Genomic DNA, 24,243 nt, shown 5'->3' with positions numbered 1-24,243 from the left:
GACTGCATGTGTTTGATAATTGTCAATGACCGTACCTCCGTAGTTTTCATTTTTACCCCAGATATAGATGGATCCTTTCAAGTGTTGACAAGATTAAGCAAGTGGCAAATTCAACGAGCGCAGTCTCGACGCCGACCTGGCCCTGGCCTTGAGCCTCAATGGCCGCGATCTGTTTCGCGACGAGCAGCCGCTGAAAATCCTCCTGATGTCGGCGACCCTGGAAGGCGAGCGCCTGGCCGGGCTGCTGGACGACGCACCGATCCTGCGCAGCGAAGGCCGCATGTTCCCGGTCGATGTGCGCTGGGGGCGGCCCTTCCAGCCGGGCGAGTTCATCGAGCCGCGGCTGGTGCAGACCGTTCTTGAAGCGCTGAACGATGAAAGCGGCAGCGTCCTGGTGTTCTTGCCGGGGCAGGCCGAGATCCGCCGGGTGCATCAGCAGTTGGCCGACGCCCTGGGCGAGCGCCCGGAGACGCTGCTCTGTCCGCTGCACGGTGAACTGGACCTGGCGGCGCAGCGCGCGGCCATCGAACCGGCCCCGCCGGGCAAGCGCAAAGTGGTGCTGGCGACCAATATCGCCGAGACCAGCCTGACCATCGACGGCGTGCGCGTGGTGGTCGATGCCGGGCTGGCACGGGTGCCGCGTTTCGACCCGGGCAGCGGCATGACCCGTCTCGACACCCAGCGTATTTCCCGGGCCAGCGCCACCCAGCGCGCCGGCCGGGCCGGGCGCCTGGAGCCGGGCGTGTGCTATCGCCTGTGGTCCCAGGACCAGCACGAACAACTGGCGGCCTATGGCAGCGCGGAGATTCTCCAGGCGGACCTGGCGGGCCTGGCCCTGCAACTGGCCCGCTGGGGTGTGACACCGGCGCAACTGGTGTGGCTGGATGTGCCGCCCGGCGCGGCCTATGCCCAGGCCCAGGACTTGCTCGAACGCCTCGGAGCGCTGACGGCCAAGGCTGGCGAGGACTGCAAGCTGACGCCCCATGGCCAGGCAATGGCCGAGTTGCCGGCCCATCCGCGCATTGCCCATCTGCTGTTGCGCGGCCAGGCCCTGGGGCTGGCGGACATGGCCTGCGACGTCGCCGCCTTGCTCGGCGAGCGCGACATCCTGCGTGGCGGCGGTGCCGACCTGCATAGCCGCCTGGTGCTGCTGTCCGGCGAAGAGCGCGCGGCCCGTGGCGCCCAGGGCGGGGTCCAGCGGGCTCGGCAACTGGCCCGGCAATACCGTGGTTATCTGCGCGGACAACCAAGCCAGGCGGTGGCGGACCCGGATCACCCGCGCTGGCTGGGCGCCTTGCTGGCGCTGGCCTATCCGGATCGGGTCGCCCAGCAACGTCGTCCCGGCGGCGCCGAATACCGGCTGGCCAACGGCCGCGCGGCGCTGTTCAGCGAGACCGACAGCCTGATGAAGCAACCCTGGCTGGTGATCGCCGACCTGGGCAGTCGCCAGGGGCAGCGGGAAGAGCGCATCTACCTGGCGGCGGATTTCGACCCGGCGCTGTTCGACTCGGTCCTGGCCGAGCAGGTGCGCTGCGTCGATCAGCTTGATTGGGACGAGCGCGAAGGAGTGTTGCGTGCCGAGCGCCAGCGCAAGGTCGGCGAACTGGTGCTCAGCCGCGAGCCGCTGACCGGCCTGGACGAGGCAGCGCGCTGCCAGGCCCTGGTCAACCTGGTGCGGCGCAAGGGCCTGGAACTGTTGCCCTGGACCCCGGAGCTGCGCCAGTGGCAGGCCCGGGTGGCCTTGTTGCGCCAGCTCGATCTAGAGGCCAAGGGCGAAAGCCAGTGGCCGGATGTCAGTGACGCGGCGTTGCTCAAGAGCCTGGAAAGCTGGCTGCTGCCGTATCTGGGCAAGGTTTCGCGCCTCAGCCACTTCGCCAACCTGGAACTGGCCAGCATTGTCCACAGCCTGCTGCCCTGGCCGTTGCCGCAGCGCCTGGACGAGCTGGCGCCGCACCACCTGACAGTGCCGTCCGGCTCGTCGATCCGCCTTGATTACAGTGAACAACCGCCGATTCTCGCGGTGCGCTTGCAGGAGTTGTTCGGCCTGGCAGAGACACCACGGATCGCCGGTGGCCGGCAGGTGGTCAAGCTGCATCTGCTGTCCCCGGCGCGGCGGCCGGTGCAGGTCACCCAGGACCTGGCGAACTTCTGGCGCAGCACCTACGCCGAGGTGAAGAAGGACCTCAAGGGCCGTTACCCGAAACACTACTGGCCGGACGACCCGCTGGTGGCCGAAGCCACGGCCCGCGCCAAACCGCGCAAGTAACCCAGTGTGTAGCCGCTGCCGCAGGCTGCGATAGGTCCGCAGGACCTCCAGTGCCGACGCCAGCGACCGTTCCGGCCGATCGGCGGCAGCGGCTACGGCGCGGCGGGCAGCAGGAAGCGGGCGATCAGTGGCAGGTGGTCGGAGATGCGCAGGGTGTCGTCCTGCCGTACCTGGGCCTCGACTCGCTTGAGCCGCGGGCTGTGGAACAGGTAGTCGACGGTGCGATCCGGGCCGCTCAGGGCCGGGTCGTTGGGGTAGTGGGTCAGCCACAGGGCGCGGTCGATACCGCTGGCTTCGTTGTTGGTGGGAATCATCGGGTACTTGTCCCAGAGCGTGTGCAGCGCGCTATCGGCGGAGTAGGGCGTGCGTTGCTCGGGGGCGAGCCGCTGGTACTGGCCCAGGGGCAGCAGGCTGAAATCGCCGCCGATCAGCCAGGGCGTACCACGGGCTTCGAAGCGGTCGAGGATCCTGGTGACCGCGTTCACCTGGGCTTGCAGGGTGTCGTCGGGTTTCGTCGCGCGCTCCAGATGGGTGTTGAGCACCGCCATCTGCCCGCCGTCGCTTAACGGCAGGTAACTCACCAGCACGGCGTTTTTCGGCTGGAACTGGCGGCTGAGGAGATTGGCCTCGGGCACCGGCAATTGCAGGCGTTCGGCATGTTCGATGCGGTAGCGGCTCAAGGTCGCCAGTTGCCGGCCGACGCTGCCGAAGATGTGCGGGGAGGGTACGAAGTCGGCCTTCCAGTCGAAGGCCTGTGTGCTGCAGGGATACAGGTCGGTCAGGCGTTCCTGCAGCAGCTTGAGCTGGTCCTGGTAGTCGCTGGCCTTGGCGCCGTCGTCCAGCTCCTGCACCAGCACGATGTCCGGCTGTTCATCGCGAATCACCCGGGCCACTTCGTCCAGGCTGAAGGCCATGTCTTCCGGGGTCGGGCGCTCGTCCGGCCCTTGGGCCTGGTCGTTCCAGAACACGTAGCGCTTGCCTGCCAGGTACTGCACGTTCCAGGTCATCACCTTCAGCGCCTGGCCCGGCACCAGGCTGGGCACCTTGCCGGTGCAGGCGACCGGCAGCGACTCCTTGGCGTCGGGGCGCCAGGTCAGGCTGTAGACCAGGGCTGATAACAGGCCTGCGCTGATCAGCAGGCCCAGGAGGATGAAGCGAAATAGGCGGGGCATCGGCTCGGCTTATGGCGTTGCTGGATTGAGCCCGAGCATAACCGAGAGCGGGACCGCGGCCCAAGGGGTAGAGCGGTCGGCCCCCGGGGTCATTGCTGGTCAGGCGAGTCGCCGATCAGCATGAACAGGCGGAATACCACCACGCTGGTGAACAACTGCAGGAAGCTGTGGGCGCTTTCGATCAGCAGCGACAGCATCGGACCCGGCTCGGGGTACGCCGCCAGGCTGGCGCCCTTGAGCACCCACAACGGGGCCATCACGGCCAGGATGCAGACCAGGATCCGCAGGAAGTGCCCGCGGGTCAGGCGGAAGCTTTCCTTGATCGCGGCCAGTGGTTGCAGGCCCTTGAGCACCAGCAGGTATTCGGCGAAGGCCAGGGTCACCATCAGCCACAGCCCGGGCAGGAAATACAGCGACAGGCCCAGCAGGATCAGCAGGGTGTTGATGGCGGTCAGCAGGGCAAAGCGCGGCCACAGGCTGACGGTCGCGGCGAGCAGGTCGCGGGCCAATGGCGATTCGCCACGGCTGCGGGCATCTAGAAACAGGATCAGTACCCCGGTGTAGAGCGGGTAGATCAGCAGGCCGACGATCACGCTGTAGCCGGGAAAGGCCTCGGGGCCCAGCGAGCTGTCGACCGCCTGCTGCAGCAGCGCTTCGAGGACCACCAGCGGCAGGCACAGTTGGACGATACGGCCCAGGTTGCGCTGGCAGAAGTACAGGGAGTCGCGCAGAACGGTTAACGGATTCATCAGTGGTTATCGCAGATCACAAAAAGCGGTTGGACACTTTAACCGATGCAGCCCCGGGGCGAGCAAACGTAAACGTTAGGTAAAGGCCATTGAAAGCTCGCTGGGCAGCCCCATTACTGGTTGCACCTTGCGCATGACGGACAAGGCCCCGTTTTTTACCGGCAATCTAAAGAGGTCGCCATGAACAGCGAAGAGCAAACCCTGATCGATGGACTGTTTTCACGGTTGCAGCAAGCCGAGAAGGATTCAGCCCCGCGCGACGCCCAGGCCGAGGCGCGGATCAAGGAGCATCTGACCCGGCAGCCTGCCGCCGGGTATTTCATGACCCAGGCGATTCTGGTGCAAGAGGCGGCAATCAAGAGTCTCGACGAGCAGAACAAGCAACTCACCCAGCAAGTCCAGCAACTGCAGGCCGAGCTGCAGCAGGCCAGGTCCCAGGCCGCGGCGCCGGCGCCCAGCAGCGGTGGCGGCTTCCTTTCGAGCATCTTCGGCAGCGGTTCCCGCGATCCGCAGCCGGCGCCGACGCAAAGCGCTCCGGCCTCGTCCGGCGGTGGCTGGCGCGAACCGGCGCGGCCGGCGTTCAACCCGCAGCCGCAGCAGAACTACCCGCAACAGAGCTATCCCCAGCAGAACTATGCCGCGCCACCCCAGCAGGCTCCGGCCGCGGCTGGCAGCAGTTTCCTCGGTGGCGCGCTGAAAACTGCCGCCGGCGTGGCGGGTGGCGTGATGCTGGCGCAAGGTCTCAGCAGCCTGTTCCATGGCAACCAGCAGCCGCAGGAAATCGTCGAAGTGATCAAGGAAGAACCGGCACCCGCCAGCGACAACGCGGGTGGCTGGGGCAATGACGAGCAGCGCATGGCCAACAACGACTCCTGGGGCAACAACGACCAGGGTGGTTTCAGCGATGCCGACTACGGCAACGACGACAGCTCGTTCTTTTCCGACGACGATTCCTTCGTCTGATCCGCCATCGGTCCGGAACGCAACAGCGTCCCGGACCGATTATTCGCGGAACCTTCCTTCTGGCTGGCATACTGGGCGACTTTTTCAGGGTTTGAGTCCCGGCCCAGTTCGCGCGCGTGAGCGCCATGAGGATAAGCGGTGAAAAAAATCGCTGTGTTCGCCGATGTCCAGAATCTCTATTACACCGTGCGCCAGGCCTATGGCTGCCACTTCAACTATGCCGCCCTGTGGGCCGATATCAGCCAGCAGGGGCAGATAGTCGAGGCCTACGCCTATGCGATCGACCGGGGCGACAGCAAGCAGCAGCAGTTCCAGCAGATCCTGCGCAACCTGGGCTTCACGGTAAAACTCAAACCCTATATCCAGCGCAGCGACGGCTCGGCCAAGGGCGACTGGGACGTGGGTATCACCATCGACATCATGGACGCCGCCGCCCATGTCGACGAAGTGGTGCTGGCTTCCGGTGATGGCGATTTCGACCTGTTGCTCGAGCGCATCATCAGCAAGCACGGGGTCGAAGCGGTGGCCTATGGCGTGCCGGGGCTGACCGCCAATTCGCTGATTCGCGCGGCCACGCGCTACGTGCCGATCGAAGGCGCGCTACTGCTCAAAAGCTGAGCTGACTATTTTTTGTACGGAGCTGGGCAGGTTTGGAACGCATCGCAGTCATCGACTTTGAAACCACCGGGATCTCCCCGAGCAGCAGTTGCCGGGCCACGGAAATCGCCGTGGTGATCCTTGAGCAGGGGCGCATCGTCGAGCGTTACCAGAGCCTGATGAACGCCGGCGTGCGGGTGCCGGCCTTCATCGAACAACTGACCGGCATCAGCAACGCCATGCTGCGCGGCGCGCCGCCGGCCGAGCAGGTGATGAACGAGGTCAATGAGTTCGTCGGCACCACGCCGCTGCTGGCGCACAACGCTGCGTTCGACCAGAAGTTCTGGGACTACGAACTCGGCCGGATCAAGCGCACCCGCTTGCAGAACTTCGCCTGTTCCCTGTTGCTGGCGCGACGGCTGATGCCGGCGGCGCCCAACCATAAGCTCGGCACCCTCACCAGTTTCGCCAGCCTGCCCCATACCGGCCAGGCTCACCGGGCCATGGCCGATGCGGAAATGGCCGCCAACCTCACCGCCCACCTGGCGCTGGAGCTGCGGCAGAAACACGGGCTGCGCGAGCTGTCCCACGATTTCCTATGCAAATTGCAGAAAGTGCCGGCCGCCAAGATCGGCGAACACCTCAAGCGCCATCGCGGCGCCTGACTCCTGTAGCCGCTGCCGAAGGCTGCGATAAGGCTCGAAGAGTCTTCCGAGGCCCTCAAGAGCGCGTCTCCTTCGGAGCCGATCGCAGCCTGCGGCAGCGGCTACACAGTCGGCGCTGGCTGGGTTCACTTGCCGTTGCTCTCCAGATGCCCCAGCGGCACGCGCTGTTCGATGGCGCTGGAGAGCACGATCGAGGTCTTGCTGAACCCGTACTTCGCCACCCGGTTGATCAGCTCTTCCAGCTCCGGCATCGAGCCGACGGCGGCGCGCATGATCACGCACGGATCGCCGGTGACCCGCTGGCATTCGGTGAGTTGCGGGATCCGGCTCAGTTCGTCGTAGGCCTTCTGATTACCGTGCTGGGCCATGCGCAGTTCGATCACGCACTGGATCGGCAGCCCGAGCTTGGCCAAGTCGACCTTGGCCTGGTAACCGGTGATCACTCCGCTGGCTTCGAGTTTGGCCACCCGTTCGGCCACGGCCGGGGCGGAGAGGTTCACCTTGCGCGCCAGCTCGGCGTAGCTCGCCCGGCCATTTTCCAGCAGGGCGGCGAGGAGCATGCGGTCATATTTATCCATGATAAGGCTCTCAAACTCAGCGACTTTCGAAAGCATGGTTTATAGCCAGAATCTCCATGTTTTGAAAAGTGTACCGATGCTTTAAACAGGTTTTGTAACTTAAGTTCCGTCGGCCGGCTTTCTAGAATAACCCTCTCCCTCGTCCTGTCTTCGAGCTTCCCATGCCTGGCCTACGCCGTTTTCCCTTGCCCCTGATTGCCGCCTTTTTTGCGTTGTACGTGATCTGGGGGTCGACCTACCTGGTGATCCGTATCGGTGTCGAATACTGGCCGCCGCTGATGCTCGCCGGCATCCGTTTCGTTATCGCCGGCAGCCTGATGTACGGCTTCCTGCGTTGGCGCGGGGCGCCGGCACCGACCTGGGCGCAATGGCGGGCGGCGGGGGTGATCGGCATCCTGCTGCTGAGCTGCGGCAATGGCGCGGTCACTGTCGCCGAACACATGGGCGTGGCGTCCGGAGTGGCGGCCCTGGCGGTGGCCACGGTGCCGTTGTTCACCCTGCTGTGCGGTTACTTCTGGGGGGCGCGCAACACTCGCCTGGAATGGGCCGGGATCGTCCTCGGGCTGATCGGCATCGCCATGCTCAACCTCGGTTCCAACCTGCAGTCGAGCCCGACCGGCGCGGCTTTGCTGGTGTTCGCGGCGGCGGCCTGGGCCTTCGGTTCGGTGTGGAGCAAGCACCTGCCGTTGCCGCAAGGGGCGATGGCCAGTGCCGTCGAGATGCTGGTGGGCGGCGTGGTGCTGCTGATCGGCAGCTGGTTGAGCGGCGAGCAACTGGCCGCCGTTCCGCCGATCGAAGGCTGGGCAGCCCTGGCGTACCTGATCGGCTTCGGCTCGATCATCGCCTTTAACGCCTACATGTACTTGCTCAAGCATGTGCGTCCGGCGGCGGCCACCAGCTATGCCTACGTCAACCCGGCGGTAGCGGTGCTGCTGGGGATCGTGTTTGTCGGCGAGACCATCGGCCTGGAGGAGGCGCTGGCGATGGTGGTGATCATCAGTGCCGTGGTGTTGATCGGCCTGCCGCAGTGGCGCAAACCAAAAGCCACCGCGATACAGGAAGAAGCCACCGCTTGAAATGGCCTGTTGGCGCATGATCAAAAACGCCGGGCATTGCCCGGCGTTTTTTGTTCCAGCCTGTCGTGCTCAGTCCGGGTTGGACAGCATCACCAGCGCTAGCAGCACCAGGACGAAGGCCAGCATGAACAGCAGGCTGATCCCGGCGACGCGCCACAACGAGAAGAAAGGCCCCTTGCTGAGTTTGTGTTCGACGACGACCGGACCGAAGAGCTGGCGTGCGTAGGTGTTCATCGCAAAAATCGGTGGCAGTACGAAGACCACGGCTGGAACGCTTTCCGGCAGCACCGCGCCCAGCACCATCATCAGGATGAGCAGGCCGATACCGATGTACCAGGCCTTCTTCACTTCGCTTTCACGGCCGAGCGCCTTGAGGTTGGCGGCGATCATGTAGGACCCCGCCACGGAAGTGCCGAGGAAGGTGGCAAGGCCGACAGCGTTGGTGCTGTACAGGCGCAATGGCGCAGTCGCCGCCGGGGTCTGCAATTCGGCGGTCGGTGTCTGGAAGGGGTTGGGTGTATCCATACAGGTCAGGCTCCTGGATCTTCAAAGGTGCGATAGGGAAAAAGGGGCTGAATTCTCCTCCCGTACCTCAAGGCGCGTCCACCTGCATTCTTCATGCCCGCCAGCTGGCGACCTGTTGCGGGGCAACTCGTCAGCCCGAAAGAAACCCGCCTGAATTAGGGTAAACTGCCGCCCATTGCACACCTGCGCTGACAATCTCCCTACGGTATCCCCATGACATTCGCCACTCTTGGCCTGATCGAACCCTTGCTGCGCGCCCTCGAAACGCTTGGCTACCAGACCCCGACACCGGTGCAGGCGCAAGCCATTCCGGCGGTGCTGGGCGGTCGCGACCTGATGGCCGCGGCCCAGACCGGCACCGGCAAGACCGCCGGCTTCGCCTTGCCGCTGTTGCAGTTGCTGGCCATGGAAGGGCCGAAAGTCTCCGCCAACTCGGTGCGCGCCCTGATTCTGGTGCCGACCCGCGAACTGGCCGAACAGGTGCACGAAGCGGTGCGCCAGTACGCCGAGAACCTGCCGCTGCGCACTTACGCGGTATACGGCGGCGTCAGCATCAATCCGCAAATGATGAAGCTGCGCGGCGGCGTTGACCTGCTGGTGGCCACGCCGGGCCGCCTGCTCGATCTGTTCCGCCAGAACGCGCTGAAGTTCAACCAGTTGCAGACCCTGGTGCTGGACGAAGCCGACCGCATGCTCGACCTGGGCTTTTCCGAAGAGCTGGCGAACATTTATCGCGCCCTGCCGAAAAAGCGTCAGACCCTGCTGTTCTCCGCGACCTTCTCCGATGACATCCGCCTGCTGGCCGGGCAGATGCTCAACGACCCGCTGAGCATCGAAGTCAGCCCGCGCAACGTTGCCGCCAACACCGTCAAGCAATGGGTGGTGACGGTGGACAAGAAGCGCAAGCCGGAGCTGTTCAGCCACCTGCTGCGCAAGAACCGCTGGAAGCAGGTGCTGGTGTTCGCCAAGACCCGCAACGGCGTGGACGCGCTGGTGGAAAGGCTGCAGGGCCAGGGCGTGAACGCCGACGGCATCCATGGCGACAAGCCCCAGGCCACCCGCCAGCGGGCGCTGGACCGCTTCAAGGCCAGCGAGATCCAGATCCTGGTGGCCACCGATGTCGCGGCCCGTGGCCTGGACATCGAGGACTTGCCGCTGGTGGTCAACTTCGACCTGCCGATCGTCGCCGAGGATTACATCCACCGCATCGGCCGCACCGGCCGCGCCGGCTCCACCGGTGAGGCGATCTCGCTGGTGTGCGCCGATGAAGTGAACCTGCTGTCGGCCATCGAGATGCTGACCCGCCAGACCCTCAAGCGCCACGACGAGCCGGACTTCATCCCGGAGCACCGGGTACCGGAAACCGACGCCAGCGGCCAGGTGATCAAGAAGCCGAAAAAGCCGAAGAAACCCAAGACTTCCGGCGGTGGCGGCAAGCGCAACCTGGGCAAGTGGGTGGACAGTGGCGAAGTGGCCGAAGCTCCGGCGGTGAAACCGGTGCGCAAGGTGCCGGCGTTCAACACCGGGCCGCGCAAGCGCAAGCCGTAAGCGATCAACACCGCTCCTGTCGCCGCTGCCGAGCCCGCGAGGCTGCGATCGGCAGGGTAGCGGCCGCCAAACCAGACGACCCGGTTTCTCCAGGAGAACCGGGTCGTCTGGTTTTACGAGGGCTGCGTCGGAATGCCGCCCACCTCGATCGCAGGCTGCGCCAGCGGCTACAGGGCCTGCGCCGGGTTCAGGCCTTTTCCCGCAACCACTCGAGCATCCCCAACCCCGCTGCCCGCCCACTGGCGAAACACGCGGTGAGAAGGTAGCCGCCGGTGGGCGCCTCCCAGTCGAGCATCTCCCCGGCGCAGAACACGCCGGGCAATTGCTTGAGCATCAGGCGTTGGTCCATGGCCTCGAACGTCACCCCGCCGGCGCTGCTGATGGCTTCGTCCAGGGGCCGGGTTTTCACCAGGGTCAGCGGCAGGGCCTTGATCGCCTTGGCCAGCAGCGCCGGGTCGGCGAAGCAGTCGGCGCTGGTCAGTTCACGCAAGAGCGCGGCTTTTAACCCATCGATGCCCACCTGGCTGTGCAGGTGCTTGGCCATGGAGCGCGAGCCCCGTGGCTTGCTCAACGCGGCCTGGATCCGGTCATGGGGTTTGCCCGGCAACAGGTCGATATGCACCGTGGCGGTGCCGTGCTTGTTGATTGCCTCGCGAATCGGTGCCGACAGCGCGTAGATCAGGCTGCCCTCGATCCCGGTGGTGGTGATCACGCACTCGCCGAGGCGGGGGATGTCGTCGTTCAGGCCAATGGCCACGTTCTTCAGCGGGGCACCGGCGAACTTGCTGCGCAGCAGATCGCTCCAGTCCTGCACCTCAAACCCGCAGTTGCTCGGTTGCAGGGGCGCCAGTTGCACGCCGCGTTGCTCCAGCGGCAGCATCCAGGCGCCATCCGAACCCAGGCGCGACCAGCTGCCGCCACCCAGCGCCAGCAACACGGCGTCGGCCTGAACCGATTTTTCGCCTTCCGGACTGTGGATGCGCAGGCTGCCATCGACATTCCAGCCGAGCCAGCGATGACGGGTGTGGATAACCACGCCGGCATCGCGCAGGCGCTTGAGCCAGGCGCGCAGCAGCGGCGCGGCTTTCATGTCGGTGGGGAACACCCGGCCCGAGCTGCCGACGAACGTCTCGATGCCCAGGCCGTGAATCCATTGGCACAACGCCTCGCTGCCGAACTCGCGCAACAGCGGGGCCATCTGTGGGGCCCGTTCGGCATAACGCGAGAGGAAGGCCGGGTAGGCCTCGGAATGGGTGATGTTCATGCCGCCGACCCCGGCCAGCAGGAACTTGCGGCCTACCGATGGCATGCCGTCGTAGAGATCGACGCGCAGGCCCGCCAGGCTCAGCACCTCGGCCGCCATCAAGCCGGCGGGGCCGCCACCGATAATGGCGACGTGATGGGGCAGGGTGGTGCGGGATAAGGTCATGGCGGGCGGCAGCGTGGCGGAATAAGCCAGGCATTCTACCCGAGGCAGGCCCGTCGCCAATGCTCCATGCGTCCCGCAGCGGCTTATGCAGGGGGTTGATCAAAAAACGTTCAATGCTCTGCAGGGCTTGTATCCCATGGGCTGCAGAGGCTTGCGCTCAGGTTATCCACAAGCCGCTCCACAGAGATTGGGGGTAAGGCGCCCATCTTTTGATGACAACCTGATGACGCGACCGGCCCCCATTTCTGCAGCCGCTGCCGCAGGCTGCGCAAGGTCTGCAGGACCTCCAGCGCCAGTGCCGACGCCAGCGAGCGTTCCGGTCGATCGCCGCCTGCGGCAGCGGCTACAGGTGTTGGTCGAAAAATGATCAGTTAGCTGGAAGGCTTGTATTGCCTGGTGTGCAGCGGCTTACGCGCAGGTTATCCACAAGCGGCTCCACAGCGGTTGGGGGTAAGACATCCACTTTTTGATGACAACCTGATGACGCCACAGGCCTCCATTTCCGTAGCCGCTGCCGCAGGCTGCGCAAGGTCCGTAGGACCTCCAGCGCCAGTGCCGACGCCAGCGAGCGTTCCGGCCGATCGCCGCCTACGTCAGCGGCCATAGGTGTTGGTCGAAAAATGAGCAGCGGGCTGGAGGGCTTGTATTGCCTGGCGTGCAGCGGCTTACGCGCAGGTTATCCACAAGCGGCTCCACAGCGGTTGGGGGTAAGACGCCCACCTTTTGATGACAACCTGATGATGCGGCGGCGCTCATTTTTCAATGGCAACCCAATGACGTCCACACCCGTTGCGCGCTGTGGTGCAGGATACCGTGGCGCCGGGCCAGGGCCTGGCGGTCCTTGCTGTAGCCGCCGCCGATCACCCCGAGCACCGGGATGTCGCGGCCCAGGCAATGGCGCATCACCTGTTCGTCGCGGGCGGCGACGCCCTGGTCGGTCAGCTTCAGGTAACCCAGGGCATCGTCCTGGTGCACATCCACCCCGGCGTCGTACAGCACCAGGTCCGGCTGGTACAGCGGCAGCAGGTAATTGAGGGCATCGTCGACCACCTTCAGGTAGTCGGCGTCGCCCATGCCCATTGGCAGGGGGATGTCCCAGTCGCTGCTGGCCTTGCGCGCCGGGAAGTTTTTTTCGCAGTGCAGCGAGACAGTCACGGCATCCGGGGTATGTTCGAGAATCCGCGCGGTGCCGTCGCCCTGGTGCACGTCGCAGTCGAAGATCAGCACCCGGCCGACCCGTCCGGCTTCCAGCAGGTAATGGCTGATCACCGCCAGGTCGTTGAAGATGCAGAAGCCCGCCGGGTGGTCGTAGTGGGCGTGATGGGTGCCGCCTGCCAGGTGACAGGCCAGGCCATGCTCCAGGGCCTGTTCGGCGGCCAGCAACGAGCCACCGACGGCGCGCACGGTGCGCCGGGCCAGGGCTTCGTTCCAGGGCAGGCCGAGGCGCCGCTGGTCTTCCCGCGACAACTCGCCGGCCATATAGCGTTCGATATACCCAGGGTCGTGGGCCAGGGCGAGAATTTCCCTGGGGCATAGTTCCGGGCGCAGCAGGTCGGCATCGCGGGTCAGGCCGCTGTCCACCAGGTGGTCGCGCAGCAGGCGAAACTTGTCCATGGGGAAGCGGTGCTCCGCCGGGAACTCAGGGCTGTAGTCTTCGTGGTAGATCAGCGGCAGTGGCATGGCAATTTCATGTAGGAATCCGAAAAGGATCCTACCAGCGATGTAGACTGGCACGCATGGAAATGGAGGGGACGATGGAGCCGATACTGCAACTCGAAAGTGCTCGACTGCTGTTGCGCCAGTGGCGCGACGAGGATTTGCCGGCGTTCGCGGCGATGTGTGCCGACCCGCAGGTGATGCGTTATTTTCCGGCCCCCTTGAGCCGCCTGGAAAGCGCCGCGCTGATCGGTCGGATCCGTGGGCATTTCGCCGAGCACGGTTTTGGCACGTGGGCGCTGGAGCGCAAGGATACCGGGGCCTTTATCGGTTTTACCGGGTTGGGCGTGGTGGGCTTCGAGGCGCCGTTCACCCCGGCGGTGGAAATCGGCTGGCGCCTGGCGCGCGAGCACTGGGGCCTGGGCTATGCCAGCGAAGCGGCCTGGACCGCGCTGCGCTGTGGTTTCGATCGCCTGGCCCTGAAGGAGATCGTCGCCTTCACCACCACCAGCAATCTGCCGTCGCAGAAAGTCATGCAGGCCATCGGCATGCAACACGCTGCGCACGACGATTTCGATCACCCAAAGCTCGGCAGCGAGCATCCGCTGCGTCATCATGTGCTGTATCGCATCAACCGCGAACAATGGTTGGAAACCTTGCATGGATAGCAGGTCGGGGGCATCTGGAGTGTGCCCATGTGTGTGAACCCGATTGAATCGACCGCAGCAGCGAAGACTGCGCGGCATTGCTCTGTGTGAGGAGAGTCTGAATGAGCCACGTGTTGGATGATCTGGTCGACCTGTTGACCCTGGAACCGATCGAGGAAAACCTGTTTCGCGGTCGCAGCCAAGACTTGGGTTTCCGCCAGCTGTTCGGCGGCCAGGTATTGGGTCAGTCCCTGTCCGCGGCCAGCCAGACTGTCGAAGAGGCCCGCCATGTGCATTCGCTGCACGGTTATTTCCTGCGCCCGGGCGACGCGGCGTTGCCGGTGGTGTACCAGGTCGATCGGGTACGCGATGGCGGCAGTTTCAGCACCCGCCGGGTGACGGCGATCCAGAAGGGCAACCCGATCTTCACCTGCAGCGCCTCGTTCCAGTACGACGAGGAAGGCTTCGAGCACCAGGACACGATGCCCCAGGTGGTCGGCCCGGAAAACCTGCCGTCGGAGCTGGAGATCACCCAGCAGCGCGCGCACCTTATCCCTGAGCACATGCGCGAGAAACTGCTGTGCCCCAAGCCCATCGAAGTGCGCCCGGTCACCGAGAAAGACCCCTACAACCCACAGCCGGCGGACCCGATCAAATACGTCTGGTTCCGCGCCGACGGCAGCCTGCCGGACATTCCCGCGCTGCATAAATACCTGCTGGCCTATGCCTCGGACTTCGGCCTGCTGACCACCTCGATGCTGCCCCACGGCAAGTCGGTGTGGCAGAAGGACATGCAGGTCGCCAGCCTCGACCATGCGCTGTGGTTCCATGCCGACCTGCGCGCCGACGACTGGCTGCTGTATGCCATGGACAGCCCGTGGGCCGGCAATTCCCGTGGTTTCTCCCGTGGCAGCGTGTTCAACCGCGCCGGCCAGCTGGTGGCGTCGGTGACCCAGGAAGGCCTGATCCGCCACCGCAAGGACTGGGCATGAGCCTGGCCGAGGTTCGGCATTGGGTGTTCGACATGGATGGCACCCTGACGGTGGCCGTGCACGATTTCGCGGCCATCCGCGAGGCGTTGGGGATCCCGCCGGAGCACGACATCCTGACCCACCTCGCGGCCTTGCCCGCCGCCGAAGCCGCGGCGAAACACGCCTGGCTGCTGGAGCACGAACGCGACCTGGCGCTGGGTTCGCGGCCGGCGCCGGGGGCGGTGGAGCTGGTGCGGGAGCTGGCGGCGCGGGGCTATCGCCTGGGCATCCTGACCCGCAATGCGCGGGAGTTGGCCCATGTCACCCTGGAGGCCATCGGCCTGGCCGACTGCTTTGCCGTCGAGGACGTGCTGGGGCGCGACGAAGCACCGCCCAAGCCTCACCCGGGCGGCTTGCTGAAGCTGGCCGCGGCCTGGGAGGTGGCGCCCGCCGAAATGGTGATGGTCGGCGACTACCGCTTCGACCTTGATTGCGGTCGCGCGGCGGGCACCCACACGGTGCTGGTCAACCTGCCGGATAACCCGTGGCCGGAGCTGGCCGACTGGCATGCCGAGGATTGCAGCGCGCTGCGGCGGATGGTGCTGGCTTAAAAAGCATCGCGGGCAAGCCTCGCTCCTACGGATCTGCGTTGTAGCCCTCTGCCGGGTACGACAACGAACCTGTAGGAGCGAGGCTTGCCCGCGATAGCGTTCTTGCTGATCTCACTCTGTTTATTGGCCAAACAATGCCTTCTGCCCCTCGGGCGAAGTGAACATCTTGTCGCCGTCATGCCCGACCCCGGGCACTTCGATCAATTGCTGTTGCAATCCCTGGGGATGACGCTGTTTCAGGTAGTCGAAGTAGTTGTGCCCGCGAATCAAGCGGTAGGCGCCCTGGGCCTCGGCGGCGCAGCTGGTGTCCAGCGCCGGGTGGTGCGGGTCGGTGTCCTGTTTGCCTAGCAGGTAGGTGATATCGCGTTTGACGTAGCGCTGTTCCAGTTGCTGCGCGGTCTGGCCGGCGGCGTAGGCCGGCAGCTTGAGCAGGCCGTACTTCCAGCGGTTGAAACCGGGGCACGCGCCGGCATCGACCTTCACCGGGCGCTGCTCGTCGAAGTAGGCATAGGACGACGGGTTGGCGATGACGTAGCGCAGCTTGATGCCGTCATCCTCCAGGCCCGGATGGTGCTGGCCGAGCAGGGCGAAACGCTGCACCACCTGGGCGCCACCGGAGTGGCCGGCGATGACGATCTCGGTCAGGGCCGGGAACTGCTGGCGATCGCTCAGCCGCGTGATGATCGCGTCCAGCACCGCATAGGAACTGACTGCCCTGGGCCCGCTGGACGGCTCGCCGGCCATCCAGTCATTGCCCTGCCAGCGCAGCAGCGAACCGGGTAGTTGGTGACGCTCGATATCGCTCTGGTTGAGAAACTGCGGGGCGACCACCAGGGTGGACGCACTTTGCCCGGCCTGGCTGGCGGCCTGTTCGGCGCTTTGCAGGTAGGTCTGGGCGTTACGCAGACGCCCGTGGACAATGATCAGCGCCCGCTGGACCTCGGGCAGCGGCCGCTGCCAGTCCTGGCTCAGGCCGATGGCCAGTTCGCCGCCTTCGAGGTTCAGCCGCGCGGGGCTGATCGTCTTGACGCCATTTTCCGCTGCCTGCGCGCCGGCGCAGATCATCCATAACGTGAGCAGCACCAGTACCCGGCGCATTACAGACTCTTCGCCGCGAAGGTGTCGCATTGGCCGACTTGGCCTTGAGTGAAACCGGCCTTGAACCAGCGTACCCGTTGCGCCGAGCTGCCGTGGGTGAAGGAGTCCGGTACCACGCGGCCCTGGCCTTGCTGTTGCAGGCGGTCGTCACCGATGGCATTGGCGGCGTTCAGGGCTTCTTCGATATCCCCCGGCTCCAGCCAGTTCAGGCGTTTCTGCGCATGGTTGGCCCAGACACCCGCCAGGCAGTCGGCCTGCAGTTCCTGGCGCACCAGCAGGCCGCCGTCGCCTTCCATCTGCCGGCCTTGTTGGCGGGCGGCCTGGATCTTCGCCGAGACGCCGAGCAGGGTCTGTACGTGGTGGCCGATTTCGTGGGCGATCACGTAGGCCTGGGCGAAGTCGCCGGCGGCCGAGAAGCGCTGGTCCATCTCGCGGAAGAAGTCCATGTCCAGGTACACCTGCTGGTCGGCCGGGCAATAGAACGGGCCGGTGGCGGAGGTCGCCGAGCCGCAGGCGGAGTTCACCCGGCCACGGAACAGGATGAGCTTGGGTTGCTGATAGGCGCGTCCGGCCTGTTGGAAGATCTGGCCCCAGGTGTCTTCGGTGTCGCCGAGGATGGAGCGCACGAATTCCGCCTGCTCGTCGTTGGCCGGCGGCGCCTGGCGGGTCTGCTGGGTGGTGGCGGGCGCCGAGGACTGGTCCATCTGCCCGGCGAGTTGCCCGAGGATTTGCAGCGGGTCCTGGCCAGTGACCCAGCCGATGCCGACGATCAGGATGATGGCGGTCAGGCTCAGGCCCTTGCCACCGCCAAAGCGCAGACCGCCGCCTCCACCGCCGCCACTGTCATCGCGAGCATCCACCACGTTGTCGCTGCGCCGTCCTTTCTTCCAAAGCATGGGTGAATCCTCGTTCTAATTTGCTGATCAGTGTTGCTGGTGAGTAGGGCAGACGCCAGTCCGGTCGTCAGCCTTTTGCATGCACGCTACCATGGCCCGCAGCCGCATCGATCCTGTCGCGACACATCCGGGGCCTCCTTTGAACATCGATACCCGCATCAAATTCCGTCACCTCGTATGTTTTCTTGAAATGTCTCGCCAGGGCAGCCTGGCTCGGGCGGCGGATGTGCTCGCGGTAAGCCAGCCGGCGATGTCGAAAAGCCTCAAGGAACTGGAAGAACTGCTCGATACCCGGCTGTTCGCCCGGAGTAAGGCCGGGCTCAGCCTGACCGAGGCCGGCATGGCCTTTCTGCGTTACGCCGGGCCCTCGGTGCAGGCCCTGCGCGAGGGGGTGAACACCCTGCGAGGTGGCGAATATGCCGCCGGCGTGGTGCGCCTGGGTGTGCTTTCGACCGCCGAAAGCCTGCTGCTGCCGGAGGTGGTGCGGCGCCTGCACGAACGGCATTCGGCGCTGGTGGTAAGCGTGGTCACCGGCCCCAGCGCCTACCTGCTGTCGCAGTTGCGGGTCGGCGATGTCGACCTGGTGGTCGGGCGCATGACGGACAGCCCGCAGATCCAGGGCCTGAGCTTCGAGCATCTGTACAGCGAGTCGATGACCCTGGTGGCGCGCCCCGATCATCCGTTGCTGCACGGGCCATTGGACCGGCATGCGCTGGAGCGCTACCCGCTGGTACTGCCGCTGGCCGGCACCACCATCCGCAAGTTCGCCGACAGCCTGTTCGTGCAGTGCGGCATCAGCCAGTCGCGCCAGCGCCTGGAGACCCTCTCGGTGGCCTTGAGCCGGCGTTATGCGCTGTCCAGCGATGCGCTGTGGATCGCCCCGCTGGATGCGGTGCGCCTGGACCTGGCCAATGGCGAGTTGCGCGAGATCGACCTCGGGCAGCGTGAGCCGGGCGGCTCGGTGGGCATCTCCAGCAATGCCAGCCTGCCGCTATCGCTGGCGGCGCAATGGTGCGTCGAGGTGCTGCGGGAGGTCGGGCAGGCCTATCGCGAGGGGCGTTATCCATAACCGTTTGGTTATGTTGTTGAGGGGGCTTTTCAATAGTCGCCGGGCTGCTGTTGTTTGAAACTGCGTGGGCTGCGCTCCATAAATCAAACAACAGGAGACCGACATGTCCGATGCAGACAGCAGTCGTTTCGTTATCCGTGACCGTAATTGGCATCCCAAGGCCCTGACCCCCGACTACAAGACCTCCGTGGCCCGTTCGCCACGCCAGGCACTGGTGAGCATCCCGCAATCGCTGAGCGAAACCAGCGGCCCCGATTTCTCCCATCTGAAGACCGGGCGTTTCGACAACGACCTGCTGCTCAATTTCAATAACGGCGGCTTGCCGGTGGGCGAGCGGATCATCGTCGCCGGCCGGGTCTGCGATCAGTACGGCCAGCCGATTCCCCACACCCTGGTGGAGATGTGGCAAGCCAACGCCGGTGGTCGCTACCGGCACAAGAACGACCGTTACCTGGCGCCCCTGGACCCGAACTTCGGCGGTGTCGGCCGGGCCCTGACCGACCGTGATGGCTACTACAGCTTCCGCACCATCAAGCCCGGCCCTTACCCGTGGCGCAACGGCCCGAACGACTGGCGCCCGGCGCATATCCACTTCTCCATCAGCGGGCCGTCGATCGCCACGCGGTTGATCACCCAGCTGTATTTCGAGGGCGACCCGCTGATCCCGCTGTGCCCGATCGTCAAGTCGATCGCCAACCCGGACGCGGTGCAGAGCCTGATCGCGCGGTTGGACATGAGCAGCGCCAACCCGATGGACTGCCTGGCCTATCGCTTCGACATCGTGTTGCGCGGCCAGCGCAAGACCCACTTCGAGAATTGCTGAGGAGCCCGCCATGCCTATCCAATTGCTGCCCGAAACCCCTTCGCAAACAGCCGGCCCTTATGTGCACATCGGCCTGGCGCTGGCCGCGGCGGGCAACCCGACCCGCAGCGACGAGATCTGGAACCGGATGGCCGGGCCCGACGCCCAGGGGGAAAAGATCCTGCTGATCGGCCATGTGTATGACGGCAACGGCCATCTGGTGCGCGACTCGTTCCTCGAGTTCTGGCAAGCCAACCACGAGGGCGTCTACGACCCAGTGTTCGATTCGGAGAAAGCCTTCAACAGCTTCGGGCGCACGGCCACCACCTTCGATGCCGGCGAGTGGACGCTGCACACGGTCAAGCCGGGCGTGGTGAACAACGCCGCCGGGGCGCCGATGGCGCCGCACATCAACGTGGCGCTGTTCGCCCGGGGGATCAACATCCACCTGCATACTCGCCTGTATTTCGCTGACGAGCCGGAAGCCAACGCCGCCTGCCCGGTGCTGAACCTGATCGAGCAGCCGCAGCGGCGCGACACCCTGCTGGCGCATCCCTGTGACGTGGATGGGCAGCGGGCGTACCGCTTCGATATCCGCATCCAGGGGGAAGAGGAGACGGTGTTCTTCGATTTCTGATTGGCCATCCGTAACCGCGGGCGTCTCCTGCGGAGCCGATCGCAGCCTCGCGGGCTCGGCAGCGGCTACAGGGATTCCGTGCTTTCTGTAGCCGCTGGCGCAGCCTGCGATAAGGTCCGCAGGGCCTTCAAGCGATCTCAATAACCACGCTCTCTTCGAGGGTGATTGCTGGCTTATTCGTAAGCGCTGGCGCCCGCGATGTGCCGCCCGGCGATATAGCCGAAGGTCAGCGCCGGGCCGAGATTGATGCCGCCGGCGGGGTAGTGGCCGCCCATGATGCTGGCCATGTCGCTGCCGGCGGCATACAGGCCGGCGATGGCCTGGCCCTGGCCGTCGAGCACCTGGGCGTGGGGGTTGACCTTGAGCCCGGCGAAGGTGCCGAAGCAGCCCGGCTGGACTTTTACCGCGTAGAACGGCCCCTGTTCGATGGGCGCCACGCACGGGTTGGATTGCTGGCGCGGGTCACCCTGCTTGCGGTTATAGGGTGTCGAGCCCCGGCCGAACAGCGGGTCCTGGCCTTGTCGAGCATGCCGGTTGTATTCCGCCAGGGTGGCGCGCAAGCCGTTCACCTCGATGCCGCAGGCCTGGGCCAGTTCCTCGATGCTCGCGCCGCGTTTCAGGTAGCCACTGCGGATAAAGGGCACCAGCGGCACCGGGAAGGGCCGGGAGATGCCCAGGCCATAGCGGCGCTGGAACCGGTGACTGCAGATCAGCCACGACGCCACTTCTTCGCCCTCGGGCGCCGCCGCGACCATCGCTCGCACATAGTCGTAGTAACCGTCGGCTTCGTTGACGAAGCGCTGGCCGTTGCGCAAGACGCCGATGACTCCCGGCTTGCCGCGCTCGATGATGTGCGGGAAATGCCCGCGGCTGCCGTCCTGGTAGGGCACCGCGGAAACCGGGGCCCAGGCCACGGGGGATTCCATGTCGGTATCGACCCGGGCACCGACGCTTTCCCCCAGGCGCAAGCCGTCGCCCGAGACCGCCAGCGGCGGCAGGGCCAGGTGTTCGTGGCCGGTGGGCGTGCGTGGGAACAGTGCCTTGCGCCGCTCGATGTCGTTGGCGAAACCACCGGCCGCCAGCACCACCGCTTTGCGGGCGTGGATACGAATGGGCCCCCGGGTGGCGCTGCTGACAATCGCCCCCGTCACCGCGTCGCCGTCGCGCAGCAGCTCGGTGACCGGCGCCGACTCCCAGAGCAGCACGCCAAGGTCCTGCGCCGACTTGGCCAGGCGCGCCACCAGCGCCACGCCATTGACCAGTTGCAGGGCGCGGCGATGGGTGACGAGGTCGCGTAGGTGGCGAGCGACGCGTTTGCTCACATGCCAGGCTGCCGGCAGCGAACGGCTCAGGTTGAGGAAGGCCGTCAGGTCGGCGCCGGCCATGATCGGCATGCCGATGAACGAGGTTTCGCGCATCGTCTTGCGCAGGCGCTTGAGCAGCGTGCCGACCTCGCGCCCATCGTAGGGCGCGGCGATCACCGAGCGTCCGCCGGTGCCGGCGCCCGGCGTATCGCCGTGGATATCGGCGATGGCGTTGCCGTCGGCGAATTGCAGTGCGGTATGGCGCTCGAAGAACGACACCATGCGCGGGCCGGCTTCGAGGAAGGCGTCGATCATTGCTGGCCGGTAGCGTTCGCCCAGTTCATGTTTCAGGTAAGTCCGCGGCAGTTCCACGTCCTCGACTATGCCGGCGCGTCGCGCCAGCGGGTTGCACGGCACCCAGGCCCAGCCGCCGGACCAGGCGGTGGCGCCGCCGAACACCGGGTCTTTCTCCACCACTATGACCTTCAAGCCATGCCAGGCCGCGGTCACGGCCGCCGAAAGGCCGGCGGCGCCGGAGCCGACGACCAGCACGTCGCAATCGATATCGGGGTGGTGCAGGGAGGCGGTGGCAGGCATGGAAGAAGCAACTCCGCTAAACGAACGATTATTGTTTTTGGAACTTGATTCCAAAAAATATACGGAGTCGAATAGTCGGCAGCAAGGCGAGGGCGGGATCATCTGCGCCGTGCCGAGGTTTTTATGGGCGGTTATCGAACGAGGCCGCGGTGTGTTTCCCATTGCGCCGGTTGTCACTAGAATCGGCCAAATTTCGTCTGGACCCGACCATGGCCGGCAGTCAAATCGAGCGCGTCTTCAGCGTTCTGGAAAGTCTTACCAGCGACCCCCGCGGCCTGCCGATGCAGACCCTGGCCGAGCAGCTGGGCATCCCCAAAAGCGCCACCCACCGGCTGTTGGCGGAGCTGATTCGCCTGGGCTACGTGCGCCAGAACCCGGACAACCTGCGCTATCACCTGTCGACCAAGCTGGTGGCCATGGGCTTTCGCTACCTGTCCAGCAGCGGCGCGGATATCGTCCAGCCGGTGCTCGACCGGCTGGCCCAGGAAACCGGCGAGCTGGTGCGCCTCGGGGTGATCGAGGACGAGCGCCAGACCTGGATCGCCAAGTCCCAGGGCGCCCGTTCCGGGTTGCGCTACGACCCCGACATGGGCCGCGAGGCGCCGTTGTTCTATACCGCTTCCGGGCATGCCTGGCTGGCCTGCCTGAGCGATGCCGAGGCGTTATCGCTGGTGGAGCGCCAGGCCGCCGAGATCCCCGCGGACCTGGGCCCGAACGCGCCGCGCTCGAACATCGAACTGCTCGAACGCCTGCGCCTGGCCCGGGAACAGGGCTACGCCTGGGTCGAGGAAAGTTCGGCGGTGGGCACCTCGGCGGTGGCCGCGGTGGTGCGTCATCCGGTCGACGGCCGGGTGGTCGGAGTGCTGAGCATCGCCGGCCCCAGCGCGCGCATGCCGCTGGCGCGCCTGCATGAACTGGCGCCGCTGCTGTTGAAGTTCACCGACGAACTCTCGGCCGCCAGCCAGGCCTCCGAACTCTTCAGCTGAGCCTGTAGCCGCTGGCGCAGCCTGCGATCGGCTCCGCAGGAGCCGCAAAACCGTTCACTGCGGTGTGGCAGGCTCAACACGGTCGCCTGTTTTACGGCCGCTGCGCGCCCGATCGCAGCCTCGCGGGGCTCGGCAGCGGCTACAGGGTTTCCTCGTGTTCTGTAGCCGCTGGCGCAGCCTGCGATAAGCCCGGGCCACGCTGGTCGTAGGGCCTTCACGATCTCAAGCCTTAAAGCTGTTCGTTGATCGGACACTATTTCGTTTTGCTCTTGTGTGAAAGTGGAACCGAGTTCTAAATATTTGAAATCTCACGTTCCCATAACAATCACAAGAGGATCCCGCCTTGGACTCGCCTTTGCGCATTGCCCTGATCGGCGCCGGCAACATGGGCCAGCAGCATTGCCAGCACCTCAAGACCCTCACTGAGGCCAGGCTCTGCGCCGTGGCCGATCCCGGCCCGCAAGCCGCCGGGATCGCCGCGCAGTGGCAGGTGCCGTATTACCCCGACCATGGACTGATGCTCGAACAGGCCCGCCCCGACGCCGTGATAGTCGCCAACCCGAACAACCTGCACGTTGGCACCGCCCTGGATTGCCTGGCGGCCGGGGTGCCGGTGCTGCTGGAGAAACCGGTTGGCGTGCACCTGGATGAAGCGCGCGAACTGGTGGCCGCGGTGAAAGCCAGCGGCGTCCCGGTGCTGGTCGGGCATCACCGGCGCCACAATCCGCTGATCGTTCGCGCCCATGCGCTGGTGCGGGGCGGGGCATTGGGCCGGCTGACCACGGTCACCGCGCTCTGGCAGTTGCAGAAGCCCGACAGCTATTTCGAGATTCCCTGGCGCCGCGAGCCTGGGGCCGGAATGTTGCTGACCAACTTGATTCACGACCTTGACCTGCTGCGTCATCTGTGCGGCGAGGTGCATCAGGTGCAGGCCGTCACCAGCAACGCGGTGCGTGGTTTTGCCAACGAGGATTGCGCCGCCGTCCTGCTGCAATTCGCCAACGGTGCCCTGGGCAGCCTGACCGGTTCCGACGCCGTGGCGGCGCCCTGGAGCTGGGAGCTGGATTCCGGCGAAAACCCGGTATACCCGCGCCAGGCCGACCAGCCGTGCTACCTGCTGGCTGGCACCGCTGGCGCCCTGAGCATTCCGCAGCTCAAGCGCTGGCAGTACGCCGAGGCCGGCGCCGGCTGGCATCAGCCGTTGCTGGCGGTCGAGGAACCTTTCACCGCCGCTGAGGCCCTGCGCCTGCAGTTGCAGCATTTCGTCAAAGTGGCGCGGCGCGAGGTCGAGCCGCTGGTCAGCGTGGCCGATGCGGCGCGGACCCTGGCGCTGATCGAGGCGATCCGCGAAGCGGCGGCGACCGGTCGGGCCTGTGCCCCGGCGCTGATCGAGGGATGAGC

General features: G+C 65.5%; 22 protein-coding genes and 1 pseudogene. 14 read left to right on the top strand and 9 right to left on the bottom strand.

The window, feature by feature from the left end; all coding sequences use genetic code 11:
* Positions 1–106 precede the first annotated feature (106 nt).
* Positions 107–2,266: pseudogene (gene hrpB, locus PMI20_RS29590) on the top strand (ATP-dependent helicase HrpB); the annotation flags it as partial.
* Between the two features lie 92 nt (positions 2,267–2,358).
* On the opposite strand, the gene PMI20_RS29585 reads toward hrpB, so the two are convergent.
* Both PMI20_RS29585 and PMI20_RS29580 read right to left on the bottom strand, forming a co-directional pair.
* Entirely contained in the window at positions 2,359–3,438 is a 1,080-nt protein-coding gene (locus PMI20_RS29585; RefSeq protein ID WP_007929144.1) for an endonuclease/exonuclease/phosphatase family protein, read from the bottom strand.
* An 89-nt stretch (positions 3,439–3,527) separates the two neighbouring features.
* A complete protein-coding gene (locus tag PMI20_RS29580; protein ID WP_007929142.1) occupies positions 3,528–4,187 on the bottom strand; it encodes a DUF7847 domain-containing protein in 660 nt (219 codons plus the stop codon).
* 180 nt (positions 4,188–4,367) lie between these two features.
* On the opposite strand from PMI20_RS29580, the gene PMI20_RS29575 reads away from it, so the two are divergent.
* From PMI20_RS29575 to PMI20_RS29565, 3 genes are all read left to right on the top strand, one after another.
* On the top strand, positions 4,368–5,150 hold the full coding sequence (locus PMI20_RS29575; RefSeq protein WP_007929140.1) for a DUF2076 domain-containing protein: 783 nt from the start codon (positions 4,368–4,370) through the stop codon (positions 5,148–5,150).
* Positions 5,151–5,288: 138 nt separating this feature from the next.
* A complete protein-coding gene (locus PMI20_RS29570; RefSeq protein ID WP_007929138.1) occupies positions 5,289–5,768 on the top strand; it encodes an NYN domain-containing protein in 480 nt (159 codons plus the stop codon).
* Between the two features lie 32 nt (positions 5,769–5,800).
* On the top strand, positions 5,801–6,412 hold the full coding sequence (locus tag PMI20_RS29565; RefSeq protein ID WP_007929135.1) for a 3'-5' exonuclease: 612 nt from the start codon (positions 5,801–5,803) through the stop codon (positions 6,410–6,412).
* Between the two features lie 125 nt (positions 6,413–6,537).
* On the opposite strand, the gene PMI20_RS29560 is transcribed toward PMI20_RS29565, so the two are convergent.
* Positions 6,538–6,990 carry an Lrp/AsnC family transcriptional regulator gene (locus tag PMI20_RS29560; RefSeq protein ID WP_007930752.1) on the bottom strand — a complete coding sequence of 151 codons (453 nt, stop codon included), beginning with the start codon at positions 6,988–6,990 and terminating at the stop codon, positions 6,538–6,540.
* 161 nt (positions 6,991–7,151) lie between these two features.
* On the opposite strand from PMI20_RS29560, the gene yedA reads away from it, so the two are divergent.
* Positions 7,152–8,066, top strand: coding sequence for a drug/metabolite exporter YedA (gene yedA, locus PMI20_RS29555; RefSeq protein WP_007930753.1), 915 nt, complete (start codon positions 7,152–7,154; stop codon positions 8,064–8,066).
* Between the two features lie 69 nt (positions 8,067–8,135).
* Here the strand turns inward: yedA and PMI20_RS29550 are convergent, their stop codons facing one another.
* A complete protein-coding gene (locus PMI20_RS29550) occupies positions 8,136–8,591 on the bottom strand; it encodes a hypothetical protein (protein WP_007930754.1) in 456 nt (151 codons plus the stop codon).
* 213 nt (positions 8,592–8,804) lie between these two features.
* Here PMI20_RS29550 and rhlE1 point away from each other — a divergent pair, with 213 nt between their 5' ends.
* Positions 8,805–10,139: an RNA helicase RhlE1 gene (rhlE1, locus tag PMI20_RS29545; protein ID WP_007930755.1), complete on the top strand. Its 1,335-nt coding sequence runs from the start codon at positions 8,805–8,807 to the stop codon at positions 10,137–10,139.
* Between the two features lie 187 nt (positions 10,140–10,326).
* Here rhlE1 and PMI20_RS29540 read toward each other — a convergent pair whose 3' ends face one another.
* Together PMI20_RS29540 and PMI20_RS29535 are read right to left on the bottom strand one after the other, a co-directional pair.
* The gene (locus tag PMI20_RS29540; RefSeq protein ID WP_007931058.1) at positions 10,327–11,568 is read right to left on the bottom strand and encodes a TIGR03862 family flavoprotein; all 1,242 of its coding nucleotides are present in this window, start codon (positions 11,566–11,568) and stop codon (positions 10,327–10,329) included.
* A gap of 759 nt (positions 11,569–12,327) precedes the next feature.
* Entirely contained in the window at positions 12,328–13,248 is a 921-nt protein-coding gene (locus tag PMI20_RS29535) for a histone deacetylase family protein (RefSeq protein WP_007928907.1), read from the bottom strand.
* Positions 13,249–13,322: 74 nt separating this feature from the next.
* Here PMI20_RS29535 and PMI20_RS29530 point away from each other — a divergent pair, with 74 nt between their 5' ends.
* The 3 genes from PMI20_RS29530 to PMI20_RS29520 all read left to right on the top strand — a co-directional run bounded on the left by PMI20_RS29530 (position 13,323) and on the right by PMI20_RS29520 (position 15,453).
* Positions 13,323–13,892, top strand: a complete 570-nt coding sequence (locus tag PMI20_RS29530) for a GNAT family N-acetyltransferase (RefSeq protein ID WP_007928906.1) — start codon at positions 13,323–13,325, stop codon at positions 13,890–13,892.
* Between the two features lie 101 nt (positions 13,893–13,993).
* Entirely contained in the window at positions 13,994–14,863 is an 870-nt protein-coding gene (gene tesB / locus PMI20_RS29525; protein ID WP_007928905.1) for an acyl-CoA thioesterase II, read from the top strand.
* The gene (locus PMI20_RS29520) at positions 14,860–15,453 is read left to right on the top strand and encodes an HAD family hydrolase (protein ID WP_007928904.1); all 594 of its coding nucleotides are present in this window, start codon (positions 14,860–14,862) and stop codon (positions 15,451–15,453) included. Before tesB ends, PMI20_RS29520 begins: the two co-directional genes overlap by 4 nt.
* Positions 15,454–15,573: 120 nt before the next feature.
* Here PMI20_RS29520 and PMI20_RS29515 read toward each other — a convergent pair whose 3' ends face one another.
* Positions 15,574–16,551, bottom strand: coding sequence for a hypothetical protein (locus PMI20_RS29515; RefSeq protein WP_007928903.1), 978 nt, complete (start codon positions 16,549–16,551; stop codon positions 15,574–15,576).
* The gene (gene ypfJ, locus PMI20_RS29510) at positions 16,551–17,447 is read right to left on the bottom strand and encodes a KPN_02809 family neutral zinc metallopeptidase (RefSeq protein WP_007928902.1); all 897 of its coding nucleotides are present in this window, start codon (positions 17,445–17,447) and stop codon (positions 16,551–16,553) included. The genes PMI20_RS29515 and ypfJ overlap by 1 nt, the downstream gene beginning before the upstream one ends.
* A 139-nt stretch (positions 17,448–17,586) precedes the next feature.
* On the opposite strand from ypfJ, the gene pcaQ reads away from it, so the two are divergent.
* The 3 genes from pcaQ to pcaG all read left to right on the top strand — a co-directional run bounded on the left by pcaQ (position 17,587) and on the right by pcaG (position 19,955).
* On the top strand, positions 17,587–18,516 hold the full coding sequence (gene pcaQ, locus PMI20_RS29505) for a pca operon transcription factor PcaQ (RefSeq protein ID WP_037035359.1): 930 nt from the start codon (positions 17,587–17,589) through the stop codon (positions 18,514–18,516).
* Between the two features lie 103 nt (positions 18,517–18,619).
* Positions 18,620–19,339 carry a protocatechuate 3,4-dioxygenase subunit beta gene (gene pcaH / locus PMI20_RS29500; protein ID WP_007928900.1) on the top strand — a complete coding sequence of 240 codons (720 nt, stop codon included), beginning with the start codon at positions 18,620–18,622 and terminating at the stop codon, positions 19,337–19,339.
* A gap of 10 nt (positions 19,340–19,349) precedes the next feature.
* On the top strand, positions 19,350–19,955 hold the full coding sequence (pcaG, locus tag PMI20_RS29495) for a protocatechuate 3,4-dioxygenase subunit alpha (RefSeq protein WP_007928898.1): 606 nt from the start codon (positions 19,350–19,352) through the stop codon (positions 19,953–19,955).
* Between the two features lie 173 nt (positions 19,956–20,128).
* Here the strand turns inward: pcaG and PMI20_RS29490 are convergent, their stop codons facing one another.
* Positions 20,129–21,856 carry an FAD-dependent oxidoreductase gene (locus tag PMI20_RS29490; protein ID WP_007928895.1) on the bottom strand — a complete coding sequence of 576 codons (1,728 nt, stop codon included), beginning with the start codon at positions 21,854–21,856 and terminating at the stop codon, positions 20,129–20,131.
* A 209-nt stretch (positions 21,857–22,065) separates the two neighbouring features.
* Between PMI20_RS29490 and PMI20_RS29485 the strand changes: the two genes are divergently transcribed.
* Both PMI20_RS29485 and PMI20_RS29480 read left to right on the top strand, forming a co-directional pair.
* A complete protein-coding gene (locus PMI20_RS29485) occupies positions 22,066–22,842 on the top strand; it encodes an IclR family transcriptional regulator (protein WP_007928890.1) in 777 nt (258 codons plus the stop codon).
* Positions 22,843–23,185: 343 nt separating this feature from the next.
* Positions 23,186–24,241, top strand: coding sequence for a Gfo/Idh/MocA family protein (locus PMI20_RS29480; RefSeq protein WP_007928888.1), 1,056 nt, complete (start codon positions 23,186–23,188; stop codon positions 24,239–24,241).
* Positions 24,242–24,243 lie beyond the last annotated feature (2 nt).

It is taken from the genome of Pseudomonas sp. GM17 (assembly GCF_000282175.2).
GTDB lineage: Bacteria > Pseudomonadota > Gammaproteobacteria > Pseudomonadales > Pseudomonadaceae > Aquipseudomonas > Aquipseudomonas chlororaphis.
This window is presented reverse-complemented; position numbering and strand designations above follow the sequence as displayed.

What these genes read in the sequence shown, in the direction of transcription:
- PMI20_RS29585 (WP_007929144.1), bottom strand. Translation starts at nt 3,438, where the DNA reads ATGCCCCGCCTATTTCGCTTCATCCTCCTGGGCCTGCTGATCAGCGCA.
- PMI20_RS29580 (WP_007929142.1), bottom strand. Translation starts at nt 4,187, where the DNA reads ATGAATCCGTTAACCGTTCTGCGCGACTCCCTGTACTTCTGCCAGCGC.
- PMI20_RS29575 (WP_007929140.1), top strand. Translation starts at nt 4,368, where the DNA reads ATGAACAGCGAAGAGCAAACCCTGATCGATGGACTGTTTTCACGGTTG.
- PMI20_RS29560 (WP_007930752.1), bottom strand. Translation starts at nt 6,990, where the DNA reads ATGGATAAATATGACCGCATGCTCCTCGCCGCCCTGCTGGAAAATGGC.
- yedA (WP_007930753.1), top strand. Translation starts at nt 7,152, where the DNA reads ATGCCTGGCCTACGCCGTTTTCCCTTGCCCCTGATTGCCGCCTTTTTT.
- PMI20_RS29550 (WP_007930754.1), bottom strand. Translation starts at nt 8,591, where the DNA reads ATGGATACACCCAACCCCTTCCAGACACCGACCGCCGAATTGCAGACC.
- rhlE1 (WP_007930755.1), top strand. Translation starts at nt 8,805, where the DNA reads ATGACATTCGCCACTCTTGGCCTGATCGAACCCTTGCTGCGCGCCCTC.
- PMI20_RS29540 (WP_007931058.1), bottom strand. Translation starts at nt 11,568, where the DNA reads ATGACCTTATCCCGCACCACCCTGCCCCATCACGTCGCCATTATCGGT.
- PMI20_RS29535 (WP_007928907.1), bottom strand. Translation starts at nt 13,248, where the DNA reads ATGCCACTGCCGCTGATCTACCACGAAGACTACAGCCCTGAGTTCCCG.
- PMI20_RS29530 (WP_007928906.1), top strand. Translation starts at nt 13,323, where the DNA reads ATGGAGCCGATACTGCAACTCGAAAGTGCTCGACTGCTGTTGCGCCAG.
- tesB (WP_007928905.1), top strand. Translation starts at nt 13,994, where the DNA reads ATGAGCCACGTGTTGGATGATCTGGTCGACCTGTTGACCCTGGAACCG.
- PMI20_RS29520 (WP_007928904.1), top strand. Translation starts at nt 14,860, where the DNA reads ATGAGCCTGGCCGAGGTTCGGCATTGGGTGTTCGACATGGATGGCACC.
- PMI20_RS29515 (WP_007928903.1), bottom strand. Translation starts at nt 16,551, where the DNA reads ATGCGCCGGGTACTGGTGCTGCTCACGTTATGGATGATCTGCGCCGGC.
- ypfJ (WP_007928902.1), bottom strand. Translation starts at nt 17,447, where the DNA reads ATGCTTTGGAAGAAAGGACGGCGCAGCGACAACGTGGTGGATGCTCGC.
- pcaH (WP_007928900.1), top strand. Translation starts at nt 18,620, where the DNA reads ATGTCCGATGCAGACAGCAGTCGTTTCGTTATCCGTGACCGTAATTGG.
- pcaG (WP_007928898.1), top strand. Translation starts at nt 19,350, where the DNA reads ATGCCTATCCAATTGCTGCCCGAAACCCCTTCGCAAACAGCCGGCCCT.
- PMI20_RS29490 (WP_007928895.1), bottom strand. Translation starts at nt 21,856, where the DNA reads ATGCCTGCCACCGCCTCCCTGCACCACCCCGATATCGATTGCGACGTG.
- PMI20_RS29485 (WP_007928890.1), top strand. Translation starts at nt 22,066, where the DNA reads ATGGCCGGCAGTCAAATCGAGCGCGTCTTCAGCGTTCTGGAAAGTCTT.